This window comes from Alkalibacillus salilacus, assembly GCF_030812915.1.
In the GTDB taxonomy this organism is placed as follows: domain Bacteria; phylum Bacillota; class Bacilli; order Bacillales; family Alkalibacillaceae; genus Alkalibacillus; species Alkalibacillus salilacus.
This window is the reverse complement of sequence record NZ_JAUSTQ010000002.1, coordinates 117,155-141,834: the sequence shown is the minus strand read 5'-3', so window position 1 is coordinate 141,834 and position 24,680 is coordinate 117,155. Positions and strand designations below refer to the sequence as shown.

27 protein-coding genes, 1 tRNA gene, 2 pseudogenes and 2 riboswitches are annotated in these 24,680 nt (G+C 35.9%); of the genes and pseudogenes, 16 read left to right on the top strand and 14 right to left on the bottom strand.

Going from position 1 to position 24,680, the window contains the following annotated elements; genetic code table 11:
* Positions 1 to 13 precede the first annotated feature (13 nt).
* The 6 genes from J2S77_RS02890 (at position 14) to J2S77_RS02865 (ending at position 5,973) form a co-directional block, all read left to right on the top strand.
* Positions 14 to 529, top strand: coding sequence for a hypothetical protein (locus J2S77_RS02890; RefSeq protein WP_306974479.1), 516 nt, complete (start codon positions 14 to 16; stop codon positions 527 to 529).
* A gap of 28 nt (positions 530 to 557) precedes the next feature.
* Positions 558 to 2,099, top strand: a complete 1,542-nt coding sequence (locus J2S77_RS02885) for a rhomboid family intramembrane serine protease (protein ID WP_306974477.1) — start codon at positions 558 to 560, stop codon at positions 2,097 to 2,099.
* A 15-nt stretch (positions 2,100 to 2,114) separates the two neighbouring features.
* Entirely contained in the window at positions 2,115 to 2,306 is a 192-nt protein-coding gene (locus J2S77_RS02880) for a YqgQ family protein (RefSeq protein ID WP_306974475.1), read from the top strand.
* A 109-nt stretch (positions 2,307 to 2,415) separates the two neighbouring features.
* Positions 2,416 to 4,335 (top strand): LTA synthase family protein, encoded by a 1,920-nt coding sequence (locus J2S77_RS02875; RefSeq protein ID WP_306974471.1) that lies wholly within the window; start codon positions 2,416 to 2,418, stop codon positions 4,333 to 4,335.
* Between the two features lie 134 nt (positions 4,336 to 4,469).
* On the top strand, positions 4,470 to 5,171 hold the full coding sequence (locus tag J2S77_RS02870; RefSeq protein WP_306974469.1) for an ABC transporter ATP-binding protein: 702 nt from the start codon (positions 4,470 to 4,472) through the stop codon (positions 5,169 to 5,171).
* A gap of 13 nt (positions 5,172 to 5,184) precedes the next feature.
* Positions 5,185 to 5,973: an ABC transporter permease gene (locus J2S77_RS02865; protein WP_306974467.1), complete on the top strand. Its 789-nt coding sequence runs from the start codon at positions 5,185 to 5,187 to the stop codon at positions 5,971 to 5,973.
* A gap of 27 nt (positions 5,974 to 6,000) precedes the next feature.
* Here the strand turns inward: J2S77_RS02865 and J2S77_RS02860 are convergent, their stop codons facing one another.
* On the bottom strand, positions 6,001 to 6,183 hold the full coding sequence (locus J2S77_RS02860) for a DUF2759 domain-containing protein (protein ID WP_306974465.1): 183 nt from the start codon (positions 6,181 to 6,183) through the stop codon (positions 6,001 to 6,003).
* A gap of 152 nt (positions 6,184 to 6,335) precedes the next feature.
* Between J2S77_RS02860 and J2S77_RS02855 the strand changes: the two genes are divergently transcribed.
* Positions 6,336 to 6,962, top strand: coding sequence for an MBL fold metallo-hydrolase (locus tag J2S77_RS02855; protein WP_306974464.1), 627 nt, complete (start codon positions 6,336 to 6,338; stop codon positions 6,960 to 6,962).
* Between the two features lie 42 nt (positions 6,963 to 7,004).
* Here the strand turns inward: J2S77_RS02855 and J2S77_RS02850 are convergent, their stop codons facing one another.
* From J2S77_RS02850 to comGA, 9 genes are all read right to left on the bottom strand, one after another.
* Positions 7,005 to 7,247: a DUF2626 domain-containing protein gene (locus J2S77_RS02850; protein ID WP_306974462.1), complete on the bottom strand. Its 243-nt coding sequence runs from the start codon at positions 7,245 to 7,247 to the stop codon at positions 7,005 to 7,007.
* A gap of 86 nt (positions 7,248 to 7,333) precedes the next feature.
* Positions 7,334 to 7,405: transfer RNA gene (locus J2S77_RS02845), tRNA-Gln, on the bottom strand.
* Positions 7,406 to 7,418: 13 nt separating this feature from the next.
* Entirely contained in the window at positions 7,419 to 7,820 is a 402-nt protein-coding gene (locus J2S77_RS02840) for a basic helix-loop-helix domain-containing protein (protein WP_306974460.1), read from the bottom strand.
* Positions 7,774 to 8,238, bottom strand: a complete 465-nt coding sequence (locus J2S77_RS02835) for a ComGF family competence protein (protein ID WP_306974458.1) — start codon at positions 8,236 to 8,238, stop codon at positions 7,774 to 7,776. The genes J2S77_RS02840 and J2S77_RS02835 overlap by 47 nt, the downstream gene beginning before the upstream one ends.
* Positions 8,198 to 8,374 carry a hypothetical protein gene (locus J2S77_RS02830; RefSeq protein ID WP_306974456.1) on the bottom strand — a complete coding sequence of 59 codons (177 nt, stop codon included), beginning with the start codon at positions 8,372 to 8,374 and terminating at the stop codon, positions 8,198 to 8,200. The genes J2S77_RS02835 and J2S77_RS02830 overlap by 41 nt, the downstream gene beginning before the upstream one ends.
* Positions 8,375 to 8,510: 136 nt before the next feature.
* Positions 8,511 to 8,960 carry a competence type IV pilus minor pilin ComGD gene (gene comGD / locus J2S77_RS02825; RefSeq protein ID WP_306974453.1) on the bottom strand — a complete coding sequence of 150 codons (450 nt, stop codon included), beginning with the start codon at positions 8,958 to 8,960 and terminating at the stop codon, positions 8,511 to 8,513.
* On the bottom strand, positions 8,953 to 9,252 hold the full coding sequence (comGC, locus tag J2S77_RS02820) for a competence type IV pilus major pilin ComGC (RefSeq protein WP_306974451.1): 300 nt from the start codon (positions 9,250 to 9,252) through the stop codon (positions 8,953 to 8,955). The genes comGD and comGC overlap by 8 nt, the downstream gene beginning before the upstream one ends.
* A 12-nt stretch (positions 9,253 to 9,264) precedes the next feature.
* Positions 9,265 to 10,293: a type II secretion system F family protein gene (locus J2S77_RS02815; protein ID WP_306974927.1), complete on the bottom strand. Its 1,029-nt coding sequence runs from the start codon at positions 10,291 to 10,293 to the stop codon at positions 9,265 to 9,267.
* Positions 10,238 to 11,290: a competence type IV pilus ATPase ComGA gene (gene comGA / locus J2S77_RS02810; RefSeq protein WP_306974450.1), complete on the bottom strand. Its 1,053-nt coding sequence runs from the start codon at positions 11,288 to 11,290 to the stop codon at positions 10,238 to 10,240. Before comGA ends, J2S77_RS02815 begins: the two co-directional genes overlap by 56 nt.
* 31 nt (positions 11,291 to 11,321) lie before the next feature.
* On the opposite strand from comGA, the gene J2S77_RS02805 reads away from it, so the two are divergent.
* Complete coding sequence (locus J2S77_RS02805; RefSeq protein WP_306974448.1) at positions 11,322 to 11,822, top strand: shikimate kinase; 501 nt, start codon at positions 11,322 to 11,324, stop codon at positions 11,820 to 11,822.
* A gap of 153 nt (positions 11,823 to 11,975) precedes the next feature.
* On the opposite strand, the gene J2S77_RS02800 is transcribed toward J2S77_RS02805, so the two are convergent.
* Complete coding sequence (locus J2S77_RS02800) at positions 11,976 to 12,773, bottom strand: YqhG family protein (protein ID WP_306974447.1); 798 nt, start codon at positions 12,771 to 12,773, stop codon at positions 11,976 to 11,978.
* The gene (locus J2S77_RS02795) at positions 12,760 to 14,355 is read right to left on the bottom strand and encodes a DEAD/DEAH box helicase (RefSeq protein ID WP_306974445.1); all 1,596 of its coding nucleotides are present in this window, start codon (positions 14,353 to 14,355) and stop codon (positions 12,760 to 12,762) included. Before J2S77_RS02795 ends, J2S77_RS02800 begins: the two co-directional genes overlap by 14 nt.
* 146 nt (positions 14,356 to 14,501) lie before the next feature.
* Positions 14,502 to 14,599, top strand: a riboswitch (glycine riboswitch).
* A 3-nt stretch (positions 14,600 to 14,602) separates the two neighbouring features.
* Positions 14,603 to 14,687: riboswitch (glycine riboswitch) on the top strand.
* Positions 14,688 to 14,754: 67 nt separating this feature from the next.
* Between J2S77_RS02795 and gcvT the strand changes: the two genes are divergently transcribed.
* From gcvT to gcvPB, 3 genes are read left to right on the top strand one after another with little or no spacing between them, the layout of a single operon-like run.
* Entirely contained in the window at positions 14,755 to 15,858 is a 1,104-nt protein-coding gene (gcvT, locus tag J2S77_RS02790) for a glycine cleavage system aminomethyltransferase GcvT (protein ID WP_306974444.1), read from the top strand.
* Positions 15,859 to 15,873: 15 nt separating this feature from the next.
* Positions 15,874 to 17,223 (top strand): aminomethyl-transferring glycine dehydrogenase subunit GcvPA, encoded by a 1,350-nt coding sequence (gcvPA, locus tag J2S77_RS02785; RefSeq protein WP_306974443.1) that lies wholly within the window; start codon positions 15,874 to 15,876, stop codon positions 17,221 to 17,223.
* Positions 17,216 to 18,682 (top strand): aminomethyl-transferring glycine dehydrogenase subunit GcvPB, encoded by a 1,467-nt coding sequence (gcvPB, locus tag J2S77_RS02780; protein ID WP_306974442.1) that lies wholly within the window; start codon positions 17,216 to 17,218, stop codon positions 18,680 to 18,682. Before gcvPA ends, gcvPB begins: the two co-directional genes overlap by 8 nt.
* A gap of 43 nt (positions 18,683 to 18,725) precedes the next feature.
* On the opposite strand, the gene J2S77_RS02775 is transcribed toward gcvPB, so the two are convergent.
* Positions 18,726 to 19,118: a rhodanese-like domain-containing protein gene (locus J2S77_RS02775; protein WP_306974440.1), complete on the bottom strand. Its 393-nt coding sequence runs from the start codon at positions 19,116 to 19,118 to the stop codon at positions 18,726 to 18,728.
* A gap of 306 nt (positions 19,119 to 19,424) precedes the next feature.
* Here J2S77_RS02775 and J2S77_RS02770 point away from each other — a divergent pair.
* From J2S77_RS02770 to J2S77_RS02760, 3 genes and pseudogenes are all read left to right on the top strand, one after another.
* Positions 19,425 to 20,231: pseudogene (locus J2S77_RS02770) on the top strand (ribonucleotide reductase barrel domain-containing protein); the annotation flags it as partial.
* Positions 20,232 to 20,327: 96 nt separating this feature from the next.
* Entirely contained in the window at positions 20,328 to 21,353 is a 1,026-nt protein-coding gene (locus J2S77_RS02765) for an LAGLIDADG family homing endonuclease (RefSeq protein WP_306974438.1), read from the top strand.
* Positions 21,354 to 21,429: 76 nt separating this feature from the next.
* A pseudogene (locus J2S77_RS02760) lies at positions 21,430 to 23,193 on the top strand (vitamin B12-dependent ribonucleotide reductase); the annotation flags it as partial.
* Between the two features lie 31 nt (positions 23,194 to 23,224).
* Here the strand turns inward: J2S77_RS02760 and J2S77_RS02755 are convergent.
* Positions 23,225 to 23,569 carry an SA1362 family protein gene (locus J2S77_RS02755; protein WP_306974436.1) on the bottom strand — a complete coding sequence of 115 codons (345 nt, stop codon included), beginning with the start codon at positions 23,567 to 23,569 and terminating at the stop codon, positions 23,225 to 23,227.
* Between the two features lie 141 nt (positions 23,570 to 23,710).
* Between J2S77_RS02755 and J2S77_RS02750 the strand changes: the two genes are divergently transcribed.
* The gene (locus J2S77_RS02750) at positions 23,711 to 24,172 is read left to right on the top strand and encodes a YqhR family membrane protein (RefSeq protein ID WP_306974434.1); all 462 of its coding nucleotides are present in this window, start codon (positions 23,711 to 23,713) and stop codon (positions 24,170 to 24,172) included.
* Positions 24,173 to 24,235: 63 nt separating this feature from the next.
* Positions 24,236 to 24,679: a type II 3-dehydroquinate dehydratase gene (gene aroQ / locus J2S77_RS02745; RefSeq protein WP_306974432.1), complete on the top strand. Its 444-nt coding sequence runs from the start codon at positions 24,236 to 24,238 to the stop codon at positions 24,677 to 24,679.
* Position 24,680 lies beyond the last annotated feature (1 nt).

Sequence of the window (24,680 nt, the reverse complement as noted above, 5' to 3'; positions counted from 1 at the left end):
AAGGACGCATAATATGAAACCAATTGTCATGTCTTTTTCATTGGGTCTTCTTTTATCAACCGTTATCATTGGAGTTGTTTATTTCATTGAAATAGACAACGAAGCTGGAGCGGAAGCCATGTCAGAAGAAGAAAGCCAGTTGAATAATGAAGAGGAGTCAATTACAGAAGATGAAGCAAGATCATATTTAGAAGATCAAGATCATGTCGTATTAACGAGTTCTGAATATGAGGAATTAACTAATTCAAAGAAAAATAATGAACAATTAAAAGACAAAATATCTCAATTAGAAAAAGGGAACGAAAACAGTGAACCATCTCAAAATGTAGGATATGAAATGGTGATTGAGCAGGGAATGGGTCTTGAAGAAGTAGCTTCACAGTTACAAGAAGAAGGTATTATTGAAGATGAAACGAAACTGAAGGAATATTTCCGTGAGAATGATTATAGTCGTTCGATTCAAACGGGGTCTTTTATAGTGACTCCTAATATGAGTTTAAAACAAATAGCGATTACGATGACAAATTAGTATGTGATTTTAGAACGGGGTTACGCGGATGTATATAAGAGAACGATATCGAATGTTAAAGTTAATTGATCAGTTGATTAACGATCAATTTGAAGTTAGACTCGTTTCGGAATATCGGGATTTCGTTATTTTAGAAAAGTACGAGAAACGTCAAAGCTATATTGTTGCTGTTGCTCATCAGTTATTTGATTGGAGTAATCATTTACAAAGAGATATTAATGAAAAAATCAATTATTTAAATAAAAACGCACGTTTGTTTAGAGGACGAAAACAACATCATCATATTGTTTACGTCGCAGATCTTCCACCTGTTGATGACTGGGAAGGTGCGATAACTTCAGCGCAAGCAAATGACTCTAATCATCGAACGACTTCAGTTTATTATCTACATGAAAATGCGATTAGCCAAGGGTTAACTCGCTTATTTAACAATTTGCATACCAAGATTGATGAAACCATTGTGACCTCTGAATTTGAAGAAGAAGAGTTAGACCGTCAAGTCGTTTATTTAGAACAGAAGGTTATTAGTTATCATAAAGCTAAGGAACGTGAGTTTAATCGTGTATTCTTCTATGGTAAGACGAAACTCACATATCTATTAGTCATGGTGAACCTACTTGTTTTTGCTTTTGTTGAGATGAACGGCACGAGCACAAACACGGCTCATTTAATTGACTGGGGTGCTAAATATAACCCTGCCATTGCTGATGGAGAGTGGTGGCGAATTGGTTCTTCGATGTTTTTACACATTGGTGCTTTCCATTTATTTATGAACATGTTAGCGTTGTATTTTTTAGGAGAGGTAACAGAAAAAATATATGGTACCAATCGTTTCTTATTCATCTATAGTTTAGCTGGAATATTTGGTGGAGTTGCAAGTTTTGCTACGAATGATGCAGTAGCAGCTGGGGCGTCAGGTGCTATCTTTGGTTTGTTTGGGGCTTTGTTATTTTTCGGTATAAATTATCGTGAACTGTTTTTTAAAACAATTGGAACAAACCTGCTTTTTATTGTAGCACTTAATATTGCATTAGGTTTTGTAGTGCCACAGATTGATAACGGGGCCCACTTGGGAGGTCTAATTGGAGGCTTTTTAGCAGCTCAAATTGTTCAACTCCCTTATAAACGTCAACTTTTTCGTGCAGGAGTAACTTTTGTAGTTTTTATTGGTTTGTTAATTGGAATGAGTTTCTATGGTTATTCTAATGCTAAACAACCAGAAAACCCTCAAGCATTAGCATTATTAGCACAACAGCAAATCGAACGAGAAAATTATCAAGAGACGATCGATTTGTTAACGACAAGTGTAAATCAAGATATAAACCATGAATATGTTTATTTTTATCGTGCTATTGCTTATTTAGAAACCGAACAATATAATCAAGCTGAAAGTGACTTAAAAAAAGCAATAGACATTAATCCCAATTTGGGTGAAGTTCATTATAATTTAGCTGTTTTATATACACAGACAGGTGAAACTCAAAAAGCTGTTCAACATGCTGAAAAAGCTACTGAACTTCAACCAGGTCATGATCAATTTCAAGAATTTTATAATGAGCTTAATGAATGATGAAAGGTGACACTAATGGAAACATTAATCGATATCCAAAAACTTCTGAAACAATTTGGAATTTTTGTCTATATTGGTAATCGACAATCTGATATAATCATGATGGAACACGAAATAAAAGAGTTATATGAAAATGGATTGATTTCTATTGAAGAATATCAACGTGCCTTGTTAGTATTGAGTGCTGAAAAGAAGAACAACAGTTAATAGCCGTTTAAATATGTTTATTTTTGTGGAAAACGGGAATTAAGAAAAGTGCTTTTGTTCGTAACGCCTGAACGTTGTTTGGGTGTGTTAGGGTTGCGGAGGGAAAGAAATGAAAAATATAAATCGACTGCCACTGTTTATAGTGGCAAGCTTGCTTGTTGGTCTAAAATCTTATGTGGTTTATCGTTTCTATTTTGATTTATCAATAGAAACGACATTTCAAGAAATTATTTTGATAACGAATTCACTCGTAATTAGTTTCTTTCTATTTAGTATTGCTATTTGGTTTAAACCTAATAAACAAAAGTGGTTTATTCTAATTACAGCTACTGTTATTTCAATATTACTATTTGCCAATTTAATGTATTATCGAAACTTTACTGATTTCGTTACGATCCCAACATTATTTCAAGTCAATAACGCTGGTGACTTAGGGAGTAGTGTCCTCTCACTAGTTTATTTTACTGATATTTTGTTATTTTTGGATTTAATTCTGTTAATTGTTTTCGTTAAGAAAAGTCAATTCAGTTTACCAACCTTTTCAAAAGTTTTTAAAAGACGTGTTGTGGTCGTTGCATTAGCTGGTTTAGCTCTTAATTTCACACTAGCTCAAATTGAACGCCCACAGTTGTTTCAACGGGGGTTTGACCGAGAATATCTTGTAAAAAATGTCGGATTACCTGTTTTTCATGTTTACGATATTGTAATGACAACAGCAACTCAATCAAAACGGCTGTTTGCGGATGGTGAAGAAATTGGTGAGATCGATGATTACGTTAATGAAAACGTACGTGATGACGAAGAAAAAGAAGGTGTCGATTTAACTGGTGTAGCTGAGGGTAAAAACATCATTTATATTGCAATGGAATCAATGCAAGAGTTTATCATTGATGAAAAAGTAAATGGAAAAGAAATTACGCCATTTCTCAATGATTTTAAAGAAGAGAGTTATTACTTTGATAATTTTTATCATCAAACAGCATTAGGGAAAACATCTGACCACGAATTTATTTTAGATAATGGTTTGTATCCTTTACCTAATAGTGCAGCTTTCTTTACCCATGCACAAAATGAATATAATTCTGTTCAAAAAATCATCAAAGATGAGCTAGATTATTCTTCATATGCTTTTCATGCGAATAATGGAAGTTTTTGGAACAGAAATGTAATGTACGATACATTAGGATATGAGAAGTTCTACGATAAAGAATTTTATGAAGTAAAAGAAGAAGATGTAATCGGTTGGGGATTAAATGATAAGGACTTTTTTACTCAGTCATTAGATCATTTAGATGAATTAAAAGAGCCTTATTATGCTAAATTTATTACATTAACTCATCATTTCCCATTTGAAATTCCTGAAGAAGAAGCGTCAATTGATAAGTATGATTCAGAGTCAACAACTTTGAATCAATATATGCAAACGGCTCGTTACACAGACGAAGCAGTAGAACAATTTATCGGACAATTAAAAGATGAAGGAATTTATGAAGATTCCATTATAATTGTCGGGGCTGATCACTACGGCATAAGTTCTTATCACAATAAATCTATGGCTAAATTTCTCGGTAAAGAGGAAATTACCCCATATGATGAAGTTAAACTACAAAAAGTACCATTAATGATCCACGTACCTGGTCAAGATGGTGGTAAAACGCAGTCAACTTTATCAGGCCAAATTGATTTTAAACCAACGTTATTAAATATGCTTGGTGTCAATAATGAAAAAGATATTATGTTTGGTAATGACTTGTTTGCAGATGATCGCAAAGACTTTATCACATTTCGTGATGGTCGTGTAGTGGGAGAAGATTACATTTATGCTGGTGGCAATTGTTATGAAAATGGATCTGGTGAAATTGTAGAGGAAACGAATTGTAGTGATATTCAAGAACAAAGTGAACAAGAACTAAACTATTCGGATGAGATCATCTACGGCGACTTATTCCGCTTTTATGATTTTGAAAATGGAGAGTTAGTTGAAGAGCTTGATGACGAAGAATCTGAAAGCGATAGCGAAAATGAATAATAAATTGATAAAAAGTGATACTTGTGAATAAAACAAGTATCACTTTTTAGAATATCGACTATTTTAGTTCCTTCATAATACTCGTCTATTTTTCATTAGCAGAGGAACACTAGAGATGAAAAAGGAGATTTAATATGACTAATCCATTGTTCCAGTTTAATCAAGTAGAACGACTGATTTTATCAAATGTTTCTTTTAATTTAAATGAAGAAGACCGGTTAGTCATCTTTGGACCCTCTGGATCTGGAAAATCAACGTTACTACACTTATTTAACCGCATGGATGATCCTGAAAAAGGTGACATTAATTTTCGTGGTGATTCAATTAATCAATTTTCGATTCCGCAATTACGAAAGCAAGTTGGACTTGTTTTACAACAACCGTACTTATTTCAAGGAATGGTAGAAGACAATTTACGTTTCGGGCCTGATTTATTTCAAGAATGGGATGAACAATTAGCTTATCGATTATTAGATTATGTGAACTTACCCAATGATTTTATTTCGAAATCAGTAGATGAATTATCAGGTGGAGAACAACAACGTGTTTCACTCGCACGCACCTTAGCGAATAAGCCAGATGTATTATTATTAGACGAACCAACAAGTGCATTAGACGATCAAAATATTGCAGCGATTGAGAATGATTTGATTGACTTAATTGAACGGCGTCATTTAACCGTTGTTCTCGTCACACACAGTATGGATCAAGCTAAAAGAATTGGTACTAAAGGGTTATACCTTGAAGAGGGTGAAATTATCGAGCAAGGATCTATTGAGGAATTACTTGAAGAGCCTAACACGCCAGAACTACAAGCATTCCTAAATCGCTCTTAATAAGGAGGCAGTTATGGAACGCGATATTCCTACTTATTCTTTATTTTTGTTATTAGTTTTCGTCATGATTCCACTAACAATTTCCTATTATTACTCACTTGGATTAAAGAAAGATATTATTTGGTCAACCATACGTGGTACTGCCCAGTTATTTTTTGTAGGACTTGTTTTAACTTACTTGTTTGATTTAAGGCCAATAATAGGGATCCCTATTATGTTGTCTGTCATGATCATTGTAGCTACATTTCACGCGAGGAAAAAAGGGGAAGAGTTTCCGAATGTATTTATATCGATTTTATCGGGCTTGGTCATTATTGAATTAACAGTCTTAACGATGTGGCTTAGCTTTGGGATGATTTCATTTTCGCCTGATGAAGTCATTCCAATGAGTGGCATGGTAATTGGTAATAGTATGGTGGCAATGGGATTGGCACTTGAACGTTTAAAAAGTGAATTCGAGCAAAATCGAGGTCAACTTATTGCTGCACTTTCTCTTGGAGCAACACCTAAACAAGCAGCACATCTTTCGATTAAAAAAACATTGAATGCTGCTTTAATTCCCAATATTGATCAGCTTAAAACAATTGGATTGGTTCAGCTTCCTGGTATGATGACAGGATTAATTTTAGGTGGCGTAGCCCCTATAGTAGCTATCAAGTATCAGCTTGTTATATCAATAAGTATATTCTCTTCAGTTTCTATAAGTGCGATTTTTATCTCAATGATTATGTATCGATTTTTCTTTAACCAACAAATGCAATTACTAAAGTTAGAAGATATTAAAAAGTCGGCTAACGATTGATTAGATCAAATCGTTAGCCGACTGTTATTAACCTGCGAATAATTGACTATAGATAGTCATAATTGAGTACCATCCAAATAATCCTAAAGAGGCACCTGCGAATAGAACTGCAAAAAAGTTACGAGTCTTAATTTCACGAACAAGTGCAAAGCCACTTAGAACTGCAACAACTAACATCATGATAGCAAATACAAACTCTCCGACTTCCATGTTTGATCCTCCTTGAATGAAAAACAATCAATTTGTTATGATTACGATAATTCTGCGTATTAAACGTAAAGACCTCATGTATATTTTATAGAAAATCCTATGTGATGTCGAGTGATTTCAATAAAATTTAGACAAAAAAGGTGGAACGTTTTGTGAACATTAAAAGCTTGTCATTAGGAATAATAGGGACTAACTGCTATATTTTAGAACGAGAACATCAAGCATTAATCATTGACCCTAGTGGTGATGCTCATGAGATTATCAATCACATTAATCATTATGATTTACAACCACAGGCCATTTTATTAACACATGCCCATTTCGATCATATTGAGGCTGTTGATGACGTACGTGATTATTTTGAATTAAATGTTTATATTCATGAAAATGAGCGAGATTGGTTAGTGGACCCAGAATTAAATGGCTCAGAGTGGTTTAACCTTGGTCATATCGCTGCCACGAAACGTGCTGATGGTTATCTGAATGAGGGACCTTGTTCAATTGGTTCGTTTTCATTTCATATTCTGCACACTCCAGGTCACTCACCAGGTAGTGTATCGTTTTGGTTTGAACAAGAAAGTGTTTTAATAGCAGGTGACACATTATTTCAACTAGGAATTGGCCGTACAGATTTACCGTTTGGGAAACATGACGAACTCATCCATTCGATTAATACTAAATTACTTACATTACCAGACGAAACAACTGTTTATCCTGGTCATGGCCCACAAACAACAATTGGTGTTGAGAAAATGGATAACCCATTTTTAAGGTCATAAAATAAAAAAGGTTCAACCCCCTCTGGAGGAGTTGAACCTTTTTTAGTGACCAAAACCTGGTTCTAGTATAAATGTTGCGTAGTAAGTAAAACCTACCATGAATACTGTCAAATAACCACCAAAAATATACATATAAAGGCGTTCAGATAGGTTTAAGAAACCGACCCCTAGAAAGAAGATCGTTTGTGCTAAAAATAAAACGGACATGCCAATAAATTCGCCAGTATAGAAAAGTGCGGCAAAAATACCTGTCCAAAATGCTAAAACACGAAACATACGATCCATGTCTCTTCCTCCTTTGTACAGGAACTCGTCAGACATATTATATACGATGATATTCATAATGTAAATGGCGTTTTGGGAAAAAAAGACTGGGCCAGCTGGATTCGAACCAGCGCATGACGGTACCAAAAACCGTTGCCTTACCACTTGGCTATGGCCCATTAAACATTACTATTATGACGTATCAACACTATTATTATACACGATTTTTGTCATATGTTCATATTGAATTTTTTCATTGGTCGTGACAATCATGTGAAGATTTACAAATTGTTTATCATAAGCATCATAATTGATCGTTACTTTTCCGGTTTCGTATTGATAATGAGCTTGTTTCGTTTCTGATGTAATTGGTGGTAGTTGTTTTCTGAAGTCATGAATCGCTGTGGTGATCAAGTTTTGGATAATTAATTGCTCCTGACTCCAAATTACCTGTTGTTTTTGATAAGCAAGGTGTAAGAATCCTGTCGTTATGATCGTGGATATGATAAGTAAATAAACGAGAAAATATGGGAAAATGATACCTCGTTTAGATTTCAGGGCTTGATATATTGTAGTGATGAAAGACTTGTTCAATTAATTTCCCCTCTTTTATGAAAGAGATTTTAAATGTATTTTCATTCAATCGTTCAAGTGCAAAAGCAGTCACATCAAACATCATGGTAGTGTGTCCTTGATAATTTGTTTGGCGTCTAATTTGGTTCTGATACTGATCAAGTGTTATAACACGTCCATCAGACCGTTCAAAAGAAACTTGGTTCTCGTTAATCACAACCTTTTGACTCCGATTGAGTTCAAATGAAATGAAGAAGTCAAATTGACGGATTTCTAAGTGATTTAAATCATAGATTGTCGGTATTGAATCCAATGTTTTGAGTAATGGAGCAGTGAAGGGGAGGATTACAAGAAGTATGGATAGACCAATTAAGGCGTTTAGTAAAGTGTACCCCTGACTAGAGCGGAGTATATTGACAAAAGTTTTCGATTTCCTCATTTTCCTTCACCCATTCGACACATATTAACTGATGGTTTTTATTTGGTGTTGCTATGATATTGAATTGATTATTGAACAAATCAAGGCTCGTATCTAAACTAGCTGAAATGCTTGCTGTATTTTTAAAATCTTGCATGACGTAATATGCCTCTTCTTGAAGATTTAAATGATGTTGTTCAGTTTTAAGCTTTATTATAAAAGGGAGTAAAATAGTGACAATTATTAATAAGCAAGAAAGTGCGAGGAGGGCATCTGTCATAATAAAGCCTTTTTTATTCTTTAATAACATAATACCTAGCCTTTCCAAATGGAAATGTAATTGGATATTCCTGAGAATCGATTGTTACAAATAAACTACCAGGATTCACAATTGTACCGGATGGTTTAAAACGGATTTGACTGCCTATAGATGAAAGTCGAAACGAAATATTATCATTGAATTCACGACTAATAACAGGAGGGTCAAATGGATTGTAATAAATGATGTATCGATGTTCTTCTGGATAAAAAAGTAACTTAGGGTCATTTTGGTAAATTGAGGAATACTGCTGGAGGAAGAAAATATCCTGTTCGAACGTGTCAAAAAAATGGGTTTCCAGCTGTTTCTGTTGAATGTATTGAATTGTTGTCCAGCTCATAAAGGTAACTGTTAAAACAATACTTAAAACGATTAAAGTCTCAACTAATGTAAATCCTTTTTGAGTAAGTAAAGGATTATTCAAGACTGACAAGCCCATCAGAACTGATTGTTATTGTTTGATTATTAGAACATTCGGTTTGATCAACATAACCGTCAGATTCTAAGTCTGCTACAGTCGCTGGGTATTCGCCTTTGTCTAATTTATATAATTGAACTTGTGATTGAACTAAATCAACAAATGCATCACAACCCTTATCATCAACTAATTGATTGTGTTTAACGACATTTGGAATAGTTAGTAATAGCAACACTGAAATGATTAACATAACGATCAACATTTCTATTAATGTAAAACCTTTTTGATTTTTTAACATGATTATTCACCTCTAGATATGATTAATTAATTGAAACATTGGAAACAACGTTAAAACATAAATAATGACAATCATAATTCCTAACAAACTATACATAATTGGTTGGATCGTCATCATGAGTTTTTGAAGACGCTCTTCAAGCGAAGACAGAGCAATAGCTGCATAAGCTTGTAGATCTTCTGCTAAAGATCCCTGTTCAACACTGTGTTTGATCATTAATTTAAAATCCTTTTCTATTAGTTCGAGATTAGTTATTGATTGGGTTAAAGTTCTACCCAATTTTAAATCGGCTAAAATTGATTTAGCATAGTGTTCAAGTATGGTTAGGTCACTTTGTTGGCTCATGATCAATAAACCTGATTTAACCGTTTTCCCATTACTAATGATAGATCCGAGATGAAAAGCAAATTGGGCAGTGGTTGATAAACGAATAATGTTTCTAACTAGAGGGATTTTATCGAGCGTTCTGATTTTTTGATCAACAGACTGCTTTCTATAGATGATAACTATTATGAATAGGGAGAGAAGTATAAGGGGAATACCTGCAAGAATAACGACTTGTACAATTGAAACAAATAAGTTAAACCAAATGTAAGAAGCGCCTTGAGCAATACTATTAAGAGTATTGTTATAAACGGGAAGCAGGAATAAACTCATACAGAAAAATATAACGAGAGATAGAATAAGTAATATTAACGGATATTTAGTGATGTCTTTGAGCTTCTTTTGAAAATCAACGCGCATTTTCACCAAGTTATAGCATTGAATTAAGTGATAGCTCATATGACCAGATGAAGTTGAAAAGTATAAGAATGCATTAACTATAGGGTGGAACTTCAATTCACGAAAACAAGAATCAATTGATTGTCCTCTTTGTAAACGAATGACGAATTCATTCGCCAAATAACTAAATTTAGGGTCGTATAACATGAATTGTAGTGATTGTCTTAAAGTGAAATTATGTTTTAAAAGTTTAGCTAGGCGGTTAAGAAAGTCGACCTGGTCCTTGAGAGATATTGATGATGTTTGATGACGAATCATTTTGGATAAGGCCATGATTGATCCCCATTTCACTTAATTCATCAAATGATTTAAATGATGATTTATTATTTAAGGTGATACCTGAGATGGCTTGTTGAAGTTGGACACCTTCTAATATTTCAGCGATTGCAGCTCTTGATTGACCTCTGTTATTTTTGGCGTGGTCTGTTAGTATAACAAGTTGCTGTGATGCAATTCCGATTAAAGTTTGTGATAAATCAGTTGACGAGACTTTCATGTCCTTTAAACGGTCAAGTGTGCCAACTGCATTTTTAGCATGAACAGTTGTTAAGACGAGGTGGCCTGTTAATGCTGCTCTAAATGCAAAAGAGGCTGTTAGTTCATCTCTAATTTCACCAACTGTAATAATATCTGGGTCATGTCTTAATGCAGCTTTTAAACCAACGTCATAATTAAATCCGGTATTTTCATTGACTTGAACCTGGAGAATTTGATCAAATCGTCTTTCAATAGGGTCTTCTAATGATATTGCTTGATATCCGAACTGCTTAATAGCCTCTTGCATAAGTGCAAACATAGTTGAGGATTTTCCACTACCTGTTGGTCCTGTAAACAAAATAATACCAGCTCGTTGCTTTATCCAATTTAGCAAGGTTTGGCCTTGTTCGTTAAATAAAAATAAGGAATCAAGAGTAGGTAAAAAATGATCAGGTAAGATTCGGATTGCGAGGCTTTCATGATCGTTTAAAGGTAAGGTAGATAATCGTAAATAATAAGCGTTTTGGTCTTGGTGGAAGGAGAGGGTGCCATCTTGTGGTAGCCTTTTTTCTGCAATATCCATTCCAGATGAAAATTTGTAGTAACTAATTAAAGTTTGGTATTCTTGAATGGTGATACGCTGATAAAACCAGCGATAGCCATTAATACGAAAATAAATAGGAACCTCGATATCCTCTGGGGAAAAGTGAATGTCAGTTGCATCATGTTTAACAGCATCGTGCAAAATTTCACGCGATAATTGTTCTGGAGATTTCATTGGGTCCTCCTTATGTTTAGGTGGTAGAGACATGACGTCAATAGCTTTAATTGGATATATGGGATCAGGTAAATCTACGATCGGCTGTCAATTAGCTAGTCAGAATCATAGAAAGTTTATTGATCTTGATAATGAAATCACTAAATTTGAAGGGCGAGAGATCGCTACTATTTTTGCTCAAGAAGGTGAAGAGTATTTTCGTCAAGTGGAAGAAAAAATGTTAAATCATTTTTGTGAAGATAACGTTATTGTAGCAACGGGTGGCGGCATTGTCATGAATCAGAACAGTCGTGATGTTTTGAAGAACTGTTTTCAAACAATATGGTTAGAAGTTAGTTACAGCGTGGTGGAAGAAAGGTTGCAACTTGACGATACCCGACCTCTATGGAAACAATCGAAAGAACAACGTCAAGCCTTGTTTGAAAGAAGACAGGGTCTATATGAGGAATGCGCAGATATACGTGTTTCTGTAAATGAACGAAGTCCAAAAGAAATTGCAACTGAAATCGAACGGTCTATATCTTTTATATAATAAGTCCTATGAATAGTCAATTTAATGAAAAAACATAATTTGAAGCGAAGATAATAAATACACGTGATTAAATGTTGAACTAAACAATTAATCACGTGATTTTTATTTTAAAACATGAAAATATTATTTTTTGAAATAACTGAACTTAACTTATCATGCATTGGTTAATCGTTGAGTTGTCTGCCTATTGGTATAAAATAATCCAGCGTTAATCAAATTGATATCGATTCGAGGGTATAAGCGATTATAGATTTGATCATGAGAATGATTATAAAATTGTTTGGATTCCTCATCTTGTTCATGTGAAAGTGTGTTTAACAAACTTACCTCTTGTTCGTATAACGTCAATGATTCTTTAACAAATTCTTTGGATTGCTTCTCAATACGCGATTGTAATTCGTTAATAATTTTTTCTAAACCATGTTCAAGTGAAATAATGATAGGTAACTTAAACTGATAACTAGGGATGACAGGGTTGAACGGAATATCCATAACGGCATCCATCCAAGCAAATCGCATTGTACCATTCGTTAATAGTATACCGACGCTAACACTTTCTTCTTCCAGCCATGCGCCTTGGTATTGAATATAACCATTAAAAACAAACCACGGATCGAGCATGTTGTCAGTGGAATCTGTTTGGTCAAATAGGGTTGCAAAAACCCCTTCATCTTTAACGATTTGAAATATTTGATGAAGACGTGGAGAACCAAGATGAATACGTTCAGTATGCAGATCATATTGATCGGAGAAAGCGAATGAAACGGTCATGGGTTCCCCTTCGAATCCCATTGTATTAACATACTGCCAATAAAAAGGGCGGTTCATTAATTGTTGATCTAAAGATTTCGTTAATTGAACAGTTAGAAGATCGTCTCGTTCATCTTTGATTTGAGCATGATGTTTTGTAAAAAATTGCTTAATAAAAGGTTTGAGGTCAGTTTGTTTCATCCTTTGTTTCCTCCTCAAGATGTTCATATTCAATGACAGACATTAAATTATTTATTTTAATATCCGCTTCAGCTTTTGAACGTGATTCTTCATAGATCGTCGTTATTTCATCTTCAAAATTGGATAAGCCATAAGAACTTAAGATATGATCGATTTCTCCAATTAACCCTTCAAATGCAGATAATTTTTCATATAATACTTCCCAAATATGTTCTTCAATAGTATTAGATAAAATTAAATAATAAATATTAATGTCCTGAGTTTGACCGTAACGGTGAATACGACCAATTCTTTGTTCTAAACGCATTGGATTCCAGGGCAAATCGTAGTGAATCATATGGTGACAATATTGTAGGTTCAAACCTTCAGTTCCGGCATCAGTTGTAATGAGGACATCTCCGTGTTGTTGAAACAGTTGAAGCATCCATTGTTTCTTGCTTTTTTTAAAATCGCCATTGTAAGGAATGGCACGAATATTATTTTGTTGACACAACCATTGTAAATAGACTTGAGTCGACTTGTATTCGGTGAAAATAATCACTGGTTCATCAAGCGATTGGATTAATTCTATTGCCTTTAATGCTTTTGCATGATGAGGAAGTTGACCGATTTCTTCTAGCATGGCATGCTGTTCATCTTGTTTTTGCAAAGAGACGTATAAAGCTTCACGACTTGAACAAAACTCACGCTCATATGTTAAAGCAGTTAGTTGATGGTTGGTTTCTGATGAAGCTAATTTTTCATAGAAACCTTGTTCATCTGAGGAAAAATCAACATACATAGTGTCTATATGTCGTTCACCCCACTGAGTTTCGATATCACGTTTTCGTGTACGAACCATAGATTGCCGTATAAGAGACTGAATTGCTTCGTCGTGACGGTGATTGACTCGCTTATGAAACAGTCGTCTATCACCCAATAGTCCGGGTCTGACAATTTTCATTAAGTAATAGACATCATCGATTGAATTTTGAATTGGTGTTGCCGTTAATAACAAACAATAAGTCGACTGTAGTTGTTGAACGAATTTAAAGTTCTTCGTTTTTGGATTTTTAAGTCGATGAGCTTCGTCTACAATCACACAATCAAATGATTGCTCTTGTAGTGATGAGGCATGGGGCTCTTTTTTGGCTAGATCGATTGATGCAATAACGATTTCATATGATTCCCATGGATAAGAACGGTGTTTGGCTCGAGCTGGTATATAAAACGTTTGATTTAATTCGCTTTCCCATTGTGATAAGAGGGAGGGCGGTACTAAGATAAGTGCTCGGCGTACAAGCCCCTTAATCATTAATTCTTTAAGGATCACACCAGCTTCAATTGTTTTGCCTAAACCTACTTCATCAGCTAGAATGGCGCGTCCGTGCATATTGTGCAATACTTTTTTGACAGCTTCTTCTTGATGATCTAATAGTGTTAGATTGGGTAAGTATTGCAATGCTTTTAACTCATTTTGTTGTGATATAGGAAGTTGGCTTAATTGATAAGCTTGTTTAAATGTTTCCCAATCACTGTGATGACCTTCTATGGCTTGCTCAAAAGAGTTCCATAGATGATCAGTTTTAATTGTTGGTTTCATTTTAATCACCTAAAGTTTAAGATAACGCTTACACGTGTGAATGGATTGTGATATAATACATATAAGTTTTATTCATACTTTTTGCACGATTACCATTTCTACATATATATTGATAGTGTGCACAAATAATTGAATAATATAAGCGAATGATTACAAGAGGAGAGCTCGCGCTATGTCGTGACGCCGACGGAGCAAGTACTTTTAGGGGTATGAATCTCTCAGGCACCATGACTCTTGTAGGACGCACCTCTGGAGAGTGTTGATGTAAACTCATCAACCACCAACGATGTAAGCATGGCCTGCATGCGAAACTTTCAGGTGAAAGGACAGAGAGAATACCAAGCTTTCTTTGGTATTCTCTTTTTTTAATGTGAAAATCTTCTACAAGGGGGAATGAACGTGACTGAATTAAAAAGGACACCTATTTATCCAGAGTATGAGAAGTGGGGCGGTAAAACAGTTGATTTCGGCGGTTGGGATTTACCCGTCCAATTCTCGGGAATTAAGGAAGAACATCACGCAACTCGTGAGAAGGCAGGGCTTTTTGACGTTTCTCATATGGGTGAGATCGTGGTGAAAGGGCCAGATAGTGAATCGTTCTTACAAAAAATGATTACCAATAACATTACGAAATTAAATATTAATCAGGCTCAATACACTGCGATGTGTTATCCCGATGGCGGTACAGTTGATGACTTTCTAGTTTACAAACGAGCTGAACATGATTATTTACTAGTCGTTAATGCAGCTAATACTGAGAAAGATTATGAATGGTTACTAGAACATCAATTTGGTGATGTCATCATTTCAAACGAATCAGACCAGTATGCTCAATTAGCACTTCAAGGACCTAAAGCTCAATCAATCTTACAAACGATTACAGAAGATGATTTGAGCGATATCAAATTCTTTCGTTTCAAGAATGATGTTAAAATTCAAGGTGTTGAGCATGGAGCATTAGTTTCACGAACTGGTTATACAGGTGAAGATGGTTTCGAGATTTATATTAACGAAACTTCTGGACGTGATTTGTGGCAGGCGATTATGCAAGCAGGGGAATCAGAAGGCTTGCAACCAATCGGTTTGGGCGCTCGTGACACACTGCGATTTGAAGCGAATCTAGCTTTATATGGTCAAGAATTATCATCAGATATCACACCAATTGAAGCGGGTATTGGTTTTGCTGTGAAAACTAAAATAGACGATGATTTTATCGGAAAAGATGTTTTGAAACAACAGAAAGAAGAAGGGCCAAACCGAAAACTAGTTGGTATTGAAATGCTTGATAAAGGCATTCCGCGACATGGTTATGATATCTTGAAAGAGGACCAAGTGATTGGGTTCGTCACATCTGGCACACAGTCGCCGACATTAGGAAAAAATGTAGGGTTAGCTTTAATTGATGTAGATTATGCAAATGAAGAAGAATTATTAACTGTGCAAGTTCGAAAACGTCAGCTATCAGCAAAAGTGGTGCCGACACCATTTTATAAAAGAGGATAAGAGGTGAGTTAAATCATGCAACATCGATATATTCCAATGACAGATGAAGATCGTCAGGCAATGCTTAAGACCATTGGCGTTTCATCATCTGATGAATTATTTGCAGACATACCGGAACCTGTCCGATTCACTGGTGAATTGAATATTAAACCAGCAAAGTCGGAGTTTGAACTTAAGAAAGAAATGGCTGGTTTAGCTGAACAGAATAGCCATACTCAATCTCACACTTCATTTCTAGGGGCAGGTGTTTACGAGCATTACATCCCTTCAATAGTAGACCATGTGATTTCTCGTTCTGAGTTTTATACCGCATATACACCTTATCAGCCAGAGATCTCACAAGGTGAATTACAAGCGATTTTCGAATTTCAAACGATGATCTGTGAGATGACTGGCATGGAGGTTGCTAACTCGTCTATGTACGATGGAGGTACAGCTTTAGCTGAAGCGGTTAATTTAAGCGCCGGTCAGACTAAAAAGAAAAAAGTCATTGTATCGAAAGCGATTCATCCAGAATCATTAGATGTGATTTATACTTACGCAAAAGGATTTAACTTAGACATAATTGAGATTGATCACCAAAATGGATTAACTGACCTTGATCAGTTAAAAGCAGAACTAGATGATGATACAGCGAGTGTTGTCATGCAATATCCTAATTTCTTCGGTCAGATTGAGCCACTTGAAGATGTTCAATCACTCGTCAGTGAACAACAGAAAACAATGATGATTGTCTCTAGTAATCCACTTGCATTAGGTTATTTAACACCGCCAGGCGAGTTTGGTGCAGATATTGTTGTGGGTGACGCTCAAGTTTTCGGTATTCCTACACAATTCGGTGGCCCACATTGTGGTTATTTTGCAACGACGAAAAAATTAATGAGAAAAGTACCTGGGCGGTTAGTAGGGCAAACGACAGATGATGAAGGTCGAAGAGGTTTTGTTTTAACATTACAAGCTCGCGAGCAACATATCCGACGTGATAAAGCCACTTCAAATATTTGTTCAAACCAGGCTTTAAATGCGCTTGCTTCATCAGTAGCTATGAGTGCTCTAGGAAAACAAGGTGTTCGTGAAATGGCCGAATTAAATATGAAAAAAGCACGTTATGCGAAAAAAGCATTTGAGAGTGCTGGATTTGAAACATTATATGACGGTCCGTTTTTCAATGAGTTTATTGTGAAATTAAATAAGCCAGTTCAAGAGTTAAATGAAGCGTTATTACAGGAAGGGTTTATTGGTGGTTATGATTTAGGTCGTGATCAAGAACAGTACGATCATCATATGTTAGTTGCTGTAACAGAAGTGCGTTCTAAAGATGAGATCGATCAGTTTGTCTCGAAAGTAGGTGAGCTAAATGGCTAATGAACAAGATTTTCCGGTTATTTTTGAATTAAGTAAAGAAGGACGAAAAGGATATCATTTGCCAGAACTAGATGTTGATGATTTTAACTTAGATGATGAATTTCAGAAGCAGTATATCCGACAAGAAGACCCAGATTTACCAGAGGTCAGCGAATTACAAATCATGCGTCATTATACAGCATTATCAACGCGTAACCATGGTGTTGACTCAGGTTTTTATCCACTAGGTTCTTGTACGATGAAGTATAATCCTAAGATGAATGAAGATGTAGCACGCTTACCAGGCCTTAGTTCGATCCATCCTTATCAACCTGAATCTTCAGTTCAAGGTGCTTTGGCTTTGATGTATGATTTACAAACATCTTTAAGTCACATCACAGGTATGGATTACGTCACCTTACAATCAGCAGCAGGTGCTCAAGGGGAATGGACGGGACTTATGATGATCCGTGCTTTTCATGAAGCAAATGGGGATTATCAGCGCACGAAAGTTATTGTCCCTGACTCTGCACACGGTACGAATCCAGCATCTGCAACGGTAGCAGGATTTGAAGCGGTCACAGTTAAATCAAATGAGCGCGGATTAGTTGACTTAGATGATTTAAGACGTGTTGTCGATGAACAAACAGCGGCTTTAATGCTAACGAACCCTAATACATTGGGCTTGTTCGAAAAAGACATTATTGAAATGGCTGAAATCGTTCATGGTGCTGGTGGTCGATTATATTATGATGGTGCGAATTTAAACGCCATTATGGGTTACACACGTCCGGTTGACATGGGATTTGACGTCGTTCACTTAAACCTGCATAAAACATTCACTGGACCGCATGGTGGCGGGGGGCCAGGATCAGGTCCTGTTGGTGTAACGAATGAATTAGCGCCATTCTTACCAAAACCTTTAATTGCTAAAACAGGGGATGAACAGTACTTCTTTGACTATGATCGTCCGCATTCGATCGGTCGAATTAAGCCTTATTATGGGAACTTTGGAATTAATGTCCGAGCATATACTTATATTCGCTCGATGGGACCAGATGGCTTGAAACAAGTAAGTGAAAGTGCTGTTCTGAATGCAAACTATATGATGCGTCGTTTAAGTGAAGAATTTGAGTTGCCGTATGATCAACATTGTAAACATGAATTTGTTTTATCAGGGAAAAATCAGAAGAAGATGGGTGTCCGTACCTTAGATATGGCTAAACGTCTGCTTGATTTTGGTTATCATCCACCAACTATTTATTTCCCATTAAATGTTGAAGAGGCGTTAATGGTTGAACCAACAGAAACAGAGGCAAAGGAAACATTAGATGAGTTTGTTGATGCTATGAATCAAATTTCAAAAGAGGCGAAAGAAGACCCAGAAACAGTGCAAGAAGCTCCGCATACAACGGTAGTAGATCGTATGGATGAAACAACTGCAGCCAGAAAACCAATACTTCGATATTATCGTGATTAATCAAAAAATCCGTTGAGCTAATGTTAGCTCAACGGATTTTTATTTAGTAACCTTTTTTCTTTTGTTTGATCTTGCCTGTCCACTTACTGAATCCACCCTTTAATTGATGCAAGCCAGAATATCCTTTTTTACGGAGAATATTAGCAGCTCGTGTTGAACGGGACCCTCTTTGACAATATAAGTATATAGGCTGATCTTTTCGGACCTCCCCTATACGTTGCTTTAATTGTGATAATGGAATATTACGGGCACCTAAGATGTGACCACGTTCATATTCATTTGGTTCGCGAACGTCGATTAATTGGGCTTTTCGGTAATTTTCTTTAAATTGTTCTTCAGTTAAGGTTGTAACATGTTTTTGTTTTTGAACACTTCGAAAAACGAAAAATAAAATTAATACAGCTACAACAATCAGGATGGTAAATAAAAGATCCATTCTAATGTTCCCCTCTTTCTCTATTTTCAGTCCACTATACATTATATAAGGCTTCTGCTTTTGATTCAAAGGATTTCTATCTCAATTAGCTATCAGACAATTGACCTAATACTAATCAATTATTCTCATTATTTAACATAATCTATCTTGACTTTTATAACATATTATGCCCTTAACACTATATATAGAATTATTCGTCAAAATATAACACTATATATTGATTGTTTGGTTTGGTTTTGATAAGCTATGATTAGAAACGTTACTAAAAGACGTAACGATTAGATTTTACGTGAAGGAGGTCATGAAATGCAAGGTGTAAAAGAAAAAGGGTTGCATATTAATGTCGATCAATTAAATGAAGACATTAAGCAATTTCCTAATGTACATCCGGTCACATCGGATATGTCAACGACTCATAAAGGCGTATCACGACTCGTCATGTTAGACCGATATGCATTCAAGGACACGGAGAAGAGAACGATTCAAGAAGGTGACTTTGTCGTTTTAACAGTGAAAGACGATCCGAAGTTCCCTGCACGTGGTACAGGATTTATTTATGAATTAAAAGGTGACCGTGCCACTGTTCGAGTAGATGATGATTATTTACATGTACTAGATAACGAAGAAGCACAGGAAACGGGCTTAATTGAAAAAACTTTAAGTGCTATTGATAAACCTCTCGAAGTCTATTACGAACAAATTGCTTTGCGTAATGCGACTGGTTTAGCAGAAGTAGAAACATCAGAAGAAAAACGCCAAGAATGGTTTAATAAATTTTATCAAGAATTATCAGAGTTAAATTTCATTCCTGCCGGACGAGTTCTATATGGAGCTGGATCAAATACGGATGTCACGTACTTTAATTGTTATGTGATGCCATTTGTTCAAGACTCAAGAGAAGGAATAAGTGATCACCGTAAACAAGTGATGGAAATTATGTCGCGTGGCGGCGGTGTTGGTACGAACGGTTCGACACTACGCCCTCGTAATGCATTAGCCCGTGGTGTGAACGGTAAATCATCTGGTTCTGTCTCATGGCTAGATGATATTGCTAAGTTGACGCACCTTGTTGAGCAAGGCGGTTCGAGACGTGGTAAATTGTTGTGCCTCGTCTAAAAATAAATCTCGTGAATTGCTGGAAACCCCTAAAGCCTATTACACGACAACGTAGCTGGTGACGGCAAGCGTGATCGTTTAAAAAGTATTAGGATGCAACAATGGGCAATCAGCAGCGAAGCATCTTCAGAAATGAAGATGAACGTTCAACGACTATTGAAACTTCCTAAAGCACAAAAATATGAGTATAATAAAAGTAATCACGTTAAAGAAGGTGATCTGATGTGTGCTAAGGAAGAAGTAAACCATAATGTACGGAGACGTCCTTATGGGGCGCGAGACAAGGAAGAGATCATAAAAAAAGTAATACAGATGCATGATAAAGGAGTAAGTCAAGTAGAGATTTCCAAGAAGTTAGGTGTTAGTAGAGGTACTATTTCACGGTGGAATAAAGAAAAGGCTTTTATCAATACAAGGCCCCCAGGTTTGGCTGGTAAGTTAGCCTCAAAAAAGTATGATTACAATGAAAACTTTTTTGAAAATATTGACCACCCTAATAAAGCTTATTTACTGGGATTTATATTAGGTGACGGGACTATTGTCATAAATAGATCATCAAAAAAAGTAGTTCTAACACTTGCCGAACAAGATAAAAGCCTGTTATATGAAATAGCAACTTGCTTAAATCTTAATAGGAATGTGAAATTTAGAAATAAAAGGAATGACCGTGAACAAAATAAATTAAGCTTAACGATATTTTCTACTAAAATGGCCAATGATTTAATAAACTTAGGAGTCACACCAAACAAAACAGGAAAGGAACAATGGATTGATTTAAATAATCCTGAATTGCAATGGCATTTTTTAAGAGGTCTGTTTGATGCTGATGGGCATATACGAGTTTATGAGAGAATCTATAATAGAAAGAACGGACCGAAAAAATATACTAAAGCAAGGTTTGGTATCACGAGTAATAAGCCATTGTTAATGGATGTTCTAAAGTTTTTAAAAAGCTATGGAATAGGACAACATGTTAACGGTCTTTACAAAAAACAAGGGTGCTATGACTTGCATTTATCTAGCCTAACTGACTTATTGAAAATCTATAACTACTTGTATCATGAAAGTCAACTGAAATTACAAAGAAAGTATGAAAAATTCTCTTCCTTGAAGATATAGTCTGATCTTACATGAAAGTGTAAGAGGTGGGCAGAAATGACCTATCCCGCTAATTAATAGCGAGTAACAATTATTGGCACAGATGATCATGCTGAACGATTGGCATCCTGATGTAATCGAATTTATTATATCGAAAATGCAAAATCCGCGTATTTTAAGATATTTAATCGAGAACATAGAGGATGAAACAATCCAAGAAGAAGCAAAAGATAAATTAAGTTTCACCCCTTTAACAAATGAAGAAATGCAACTATATCAAGGGATTGTGAACTATAAGCATATCGAAGGACACGGTGGCTTCACTGAGAACAATATTCGTGATGCTGAGCAGAAAATTCGTGACGGTGGTACTTACAGCGTGAATAGTCCAGAATTTTTATCGGGTGCAAACATTTCTGTTTGTATTACGGATGAATTCATGAATGCTGTTGAGAACGATGACGTTTATGAATTACGTTTTCCAGATGTTGCGAATTACACCGAAGAAGAGATGGCCTACTATAATGAAAATTGGAACGACATTGGTGATGTTCGTGAATGGGAACGTTTAGGCTTTGGAACCAGAGTATATAAACAGATTCGTGCGAAAGAATTATGGAATTTAATCAACATTTGCGCGACTTATTCAGCAGAGCCAGGCATTTTCTTTATTGATAATGCGAATAAAGAGACAAATGCTAGTGCTTATGGCCAAAAAGTTGTTGCGACAAATCCTTGTGGTGAACAACCGTTAGCGCCTTATAGTGTTTGTAATTTAGCGGCAGTTAATCTAGCAGCAATTGCGGATCGACAATTAAAACAACCTGATTTCGCGAAGTTGAAACAAACGGTTGAAACAGGTGTGCGTATGCAAGATAACGTCATTGATTCAACACCATATTTCCTAGATAAAAACCGTGAACAAGCACTGGGTGAGCGACGCGTCGGCTTGGGTGTCATGGGCTTACATGACTTACTCATTTATTGTGAAACAGCATATGGTTCACAAGAAGGTAATGAACTTGTCGATCAAATCTTTGAAACGATTGCGACAACGGCTTATCGTACATCTATTGAACTAGCAAAAGAAAAAGGTAGCTTCCCGTTCTTAATTGGTGAAACAAAAGAAGAAACACAAGCACTTCGTGAACGTTTTATTAATACTGGCTACATGCAAAAGATGCCTGATGACATTAAGCAAGGTGTTCTAGATCATGGCATACGTAATAGTCATTTATTAACTGTTGCGCCGACTGGTTCTACGGGTACAATGGTTGGTGTTTCAACAGGATTAGAACCTTATTTCTCGTTCACGTATTATCGTAGCGGACGTTTAGGCAAGTTTATCGAAGTGAAAGCTGACATTGCGCAAGACTATTTCAAAGAAAATCCAGAAGCTAGCCAAGATGAACTGCCAGACTGGTTTGTGACAGCAATGGACTTATCTCCTGAAGCACATGCTGACACGCAATGTGTCATTCAACGTTGGGTCGATAGTTCGATTTCTAAAACGGTCAATGCACCGAAAGGTTATCGTGTTGATCAAGTCGAACAAGTTTATCAACGTTTATACCGTGGTGGTGCCAAAGGTGGTACAGTCTATGTAGATGGAAGCCGCGATTCACAAGTTTTAACGTTAAAAGCGGAAGAAAATGAGCCTTCAGAGCAAACAGAATTATTCGAAGACGATCAACAAAAAGTTGTTTTAATGGATACAGTCCATGAGCTTGAGACAACGAATGTAACAGTTGGATCTGAAGTGGGAGATACATGTCCGGTTTGTCGCCAAGGTCATATTCAAGATGTTGGTGGCTGTAATACTTGTACAAATTGTGGTGCTCAATTAAAATGTGGTATATAAAAATAGCGTTAGACGGTTATACCGTCTAACGCTATTTTTTGTGTCCTTTTATAACTTTAAGATGGGTTTGTCTGCGTTGTTTTTTTATTGGAGAGGGTTTTTCCACGTGTTGGTTATATCTCATCTTTTGATCTACTTTACCGTACTTCTTTTTCGATTGCTTAACGGCTTTATGATAGCCAGAGGAACGCACTCCACCTTGTCTCATTCGTTTTAAGATGAAATATAAAGCTAAACCGATTACAGCGGCAAGGCCGATCGTGGTAAGCATGCTTTCGATAAAGTTAAGTGGATTCACTATTAACTGACCGATTAGACCAATGGCTGCCAAACTAACGACTATATACAAAATAATTTTACTTCTTGTTTGTGTCATGGTAATCCCTCTCTTCGTATTCAGCTAGTAACTTGTAAATCTATTATAACACGTCAAGTCATTCATTATACATAATAGCTATTTGTCATGCATGAATTGATCCTCTATAGGTTAAAATAATGCGAGAGGAGGCTAATGAAAATGCGAGAAAAATCAGTTATTAAGGAAAGTATTTATACGGGATTATTTGGTGGTGTCATATTCGGATTACTTAACTCTTTTACTTATGCTTTAAACTTCACCGAAGTATCACATGCTTCGTTTATTTTTCGGTCTTTTTTTGAAGGTGATTGGACGTCAACGTGGTGGATTGAGATAATAAGTGCTGTGATACTAGGTGTTTTAGCTATTATACCAGCGATCATCTATTATTCACTATTAAGAAAAGTCAGAGGTCTTTTGCCTGGATTATTATTTGGCATCGTACTATGGGGAATTATTTTTTGGTTAGTTAATGGATTATTCGATTATGTACCAACTCTTGAAAATTTAACAAAAGAAACGGTTGTAACAACACTATGTCAATTTGTACTATATGGTGTGTTTGTCGGTTATACCATATCTTATAACCAACACGGGGAGCGAGTTACGAGAAAAGTGTGACAAAAATAGGGCAATTTATGATAAACTTAGGATGGACACATCAATCAAAGGAGCTCTGGTGTCATGAAATCCTGGTTATTAATTAACGGTCCGAATCTTAATATGTTAGGCCAACGAGACCAATCCCACTATGGGAATGAGACCTTAGTTGATATTGAAGACATGGTGCGTGAAATCGCGAGTGCTAATGATGCTTATTTAGATGTTGGACAATCAAATCATGAAGGTGAAATTATTGACTGGTTCCAAAATGCCATGCATTATGATGGCATTATATTTAATCCAGGCGGTTATGCTCATACCAGTGTAGCTATTCGAGATGCTGTAGAAATGATCAAAATTCCTGTTATTGAAGTCCATTTATCGAACATACATAATCGTGAAACATTTCGTCATCATTCCTATTTATCAGCAGTTACTTCTGGTCAAATAGTCGGATTCGGAGCATTGGGGTACAAATTAGCAGCGTATGCTTTAATCGATCAATTGAATGAAAGGGAGAGATAAT